The sequence below is a fragment of the Streptomyces sp. NPDC051286 genome (assembly GCF_044455345.1).
Classification (GTDB): Bacteria; Actinomycetota; Actinomycetes; order Streptomycetales; family Streptomycetaceae; genus Streptomyces.
The window spans coordinates 1-3,696 of the sequence record NZ_JBITER010000128.1; the positions used below are offsets into that span (position 1 = coordinate 1).

1 protein-coding gene is annotated in these 3,696 nt (G+C 68.9%); it reads left to right on the plus strand.

Features of this window, described 5'->3' with window-relative positions:
* Positions 1-3,696, plus strand: a 3,696-nt coding sequence (locus ACIBB8_RS37625; protein ID WP_398959892.1) for an amino acid adenylation domain-containing protein, incomplete at both ends; no start/stop codon positions are given.

The window sequence follows — 3,696 nt, forward strand, 5'->3', positions numbered from 1 at the left end:
GGTGCGCTGGTCGGCGGGGGGTGACCTGGAGTACGTCGGCCGGGTCGATGAGCAGGTGAAGGTCCGTGGTTTCCGGATCGAGCTCGGTGAGATCGGGGCCGTACTGACCGCCCATGACGCGGTTGCCCAGACGGCTGTGATCGTGCGTGAGGACATTCCCGGCGACAAACGCCTCGTCGCCTACGTCGTCCCGGCAGAAAGAGTCGGCACGGAATACGGCGCACTGCCGGCGGTCCTGACCGGACACGCGGCCGCGCTGCTCCCCGGGCACATGGTCCCGTCCACCGTGGTCGTACTGGATGCGCTGCCGCTCTCGGTGAGCGGAAAGTTGGACCGCAGGGCGCTGCCCGCACCCGCCTACAGCTCCGGTGGCGGCCGTGGCCCGGCCGATGCCCGCGAGGAGATCCTGTGCGCGGCCTTCGCGGAGGTCCTCGGCCTGGAGACCGTGGGCGTGGACGACAACTTCTTCGAGCTGGGCGGCCATTCGCTGCTCGCCGTGCGGTTGGTGAGCCGGATCCGCTCGGTGCTGGGCGTCGAGTTGTCCCTGCGCACGCTGTTCGAGGCCCCCACCGTGGCGGGCCTGGCCTCCCGGCTGGCGGACGCGGGAACCGCCCGGGTGGCGTTGACGGCCGGGGTACGTCCGGAGCGGGTGCCGTTGTCGTTCGCGCAGCGTCGGCTGTGGTTCCTGGGGCAGTTGGAGGGCCCGAGCGCGACGTACAACATTCCTGTAGCCGTGCGATTGACCGGTGACGTGGACCGGGATGCGCTGGGTGCGGCGCTGCGGGACGTGATGGGGCGGCACGAGGTGCTGCGCACGGTGTTCGCGGTGGCGGACGGTGAGCCGTACCAGCGTGTGCTCGGTCTTGAGGATCTGGGGTGGGAGCTCCAGGTGGTGGATGTGGCGCCGGAGGAGCTGGCCGGTGCGGTCGCTGCGGCGCAGCGGTACGCCTTCGACCTTGCGGCCGAGGTGCCGTTCCGGGCGTGGCTGATCGAGGCCGGGGAGGACGAGCGGGTCCTGGTCGTGGTGACGCACCACATCGCGGGCGACGGCTGGTCGATGGGGCCGTTGGCGCGGGATGTGTCGGTGGCGTATGAGGCGCGGTGTGCGGGGCAGGTGCCGCAGTGGGAGCCGCTGCCGGTGCAGTATGCGGACTATGCGCTGTGGCAGCGGGAGCTGCTCGGTGACGATCAGGACTCGGAGAGTCTGATTTCGCGTCAGGTTGCTTATTGGCGTGAGGTGTTGCGGGGTGCTCCGGAGGAGTTGGAGCTGCCGTTCGACCGTCCGCGTCCGGCGGTGGCCAGTCATCGTGGGCACAGTGTGCCGCTGGAGGTTCCGGCGGAGGTTCATGCGCAGCTCGCGAAGCTGGCGCGTGCTGAGGGTGTGACGGTGTTCATGGTGTTGCAGGCCGCGCTGGCGGTACTGCTGTCGCGACTGGGCGCGGGTACCGACATCCCGGTCGGTTCGGCAATCGCGGGCCGTACTGACGAGGCGATGGATGATCTCGTCGGGTTCTTCGTGAACACGCTGGTGATCCGCACCGATCTGTCGGGTGATCCGACGTTTCGTGAGCTTCTGGGGCGTGTGCGGGAGACAGGGCTGTCGGCGTACGCGCATCAGGACGTGCCGTTCGAGCGGCTGGTGGAGGAGCTGGCCCCGGTCCGTTCGCTGTCGCGGCACCCGCTGTTCCAGGTGATGCTCACGCTACAGAACACCGCCGAAGCGGTTGTCGACCTGGCGGGCCTGGACACGGAAGGCGTGTTCACGGAGGCCACCACGGCGAAGTTCGACCTCGACGTGATCGTCGGAGAGATGTTCGACGGCGAGGGCGCGCCGGCGGGCCTGAGCGGCTCGGTCACCGTGGCGGCGGATCTCTTCGACGCGGAGAGCGCGAAGCAGTTGGCTCGTCGGTGGGCCCGGGTCTTGGAGCTGTTGGGGGCGGAGCCGGAGACCCGGTCGGCCGCGGTGGACGTGCTGGGCGAGGCCGAGCGGCGTCGGGTGCTGGCAGAGTGGAACGACACTGCGGCCCACGTTCCGGCGGTCTCGACGGTGGAGCTTTTTGAGGCGCAGGTGGTGCGGACGCCGAATGCGGTGGCGGTCGTCGCCGATGGCACCGAGGTGTCGTACGCGGAGCTGGACGCCCGGGCAAACCGCTTGGCCCGTCTGCTGATCAGCCGCGGCGTCGGGCCGGATTCCGTGGTGGGCCTCTGCCTGGGGCGCGGGGTGGAAGCGGTGGCCGTGATGCTGGCGGTGTGGAAGGCAGGCGGTGCCTACCTGCCCATCGACCCGGGCTATCCGGCCGACCGGATCGGGTTCCTCATTGCCGACGCGGCGCCGGTGCTTGTGCTCGTGCAGGAGAACACGGCCGGAGTGGTTCCGGAGTCCGCCGGTGCGGTGGTGAGCGTGGACGCGCCCAAGACGGTCGGTGAACTGGCCACTCTGGAGCCGGGCGCTGTGGGTGACGCTGAGCGTGTGGCGCCGTTGTCGCTGTCGCATCCGGCGTATGTGATCTATACGTCGGGTTCGACGGGTGTGCCGAAGGGTGTGGTGGTGGAGCACCGATCGGTGGTGAGTCTGTTGTCGTGGGCGTCGGGTGTGTTCGCGGGTGAGGATTTCTCGCGGGTGTTGGCGTCGACGTCGCTGAGTTTCGATGTGTCGGTGTTCGAGATGTTCGGACCGCTGGTGACCGGCGGCAGCATCGAAGTGGTCCGTGACGTACTGGCGTTGGCGGACCGGAGTCGTGGCCACTGGCCGGTGAGTCTGATCAGCGCCGTGCCTTCGGCGCTCTCGCAGGTTCTGGCTGCGGGTGCAATCGATGCCGGGGCCAGGACGGTGGTGTTGGCGGGCGAGGCGTTGACGGCGGGTGCGGTGCGGAGGATTCGGGAGGCGTTGCCCGGGGTGCGGGTGGCGAATATTTATGGTCCGACCGAGGCGACGGTGTATTCGGCGGCGTGGTTCGCCGAGGGTGATGTGGAGGGTGTTCCGCCGATCGGCCGGCCGATTGCGAATGCGCGGACGTATGTCCTGGACGGCAGGATGTCTCCGGTGCCGGTCGGTGTGGTGGGTGAGTTGTATGTGGCGGGTGCGGGTCTGGCGCGGGGTTATCTGAATCGTGCGGGTCTGACGGCTGAGCGTTTCGTGGCCGACCCGTTCGGGTCGGCGGGCTCGCGGTTGTACCGGACCGGGGATCTGGTGCGGTGGTCGGCGGAGGGGGATCTGGAGTTCCACGGCCGGGTCGATGAGCAGGTGAAGGTCCGTGGTTTCCGTATCGAGCCCGGTGAGATCGAGGCGGTGCTGGCCGCTGATGAGCGGGTGGCGCAGGTCGTTGTGGTGGTACGGGAGGACACGTCCGGCGACAAGCGTCTGGTCGCCTATGTCGTCCCGGTGGGTGGGGGTGACGCGGCTCTGCCGGCAGCCCTGATTGCCGATGCGTCAGGACGTCTGCCCGGGCACATGGTGCCGTCCGCGGTCGTCGTCCTCGATGCCTTGCCGCTGTCGTCGAACGGGAAGCTGGATCGCAAGGCGTTGCCCACCCCGGCATTTGTCGCCGGTGGCGGTCGTGGCCCGGCCGACGCTCGCGAGGAGATTCTGTGCGCGGCCTTCGCGGAGGTCCTCGGCCTGGAGTCCGTGGGCGTGGACGACAACTTCTTCGAGCTGGGTGGTCATTCGCTGCTCGTGGTGTCGCTGGTGGAGCGGCT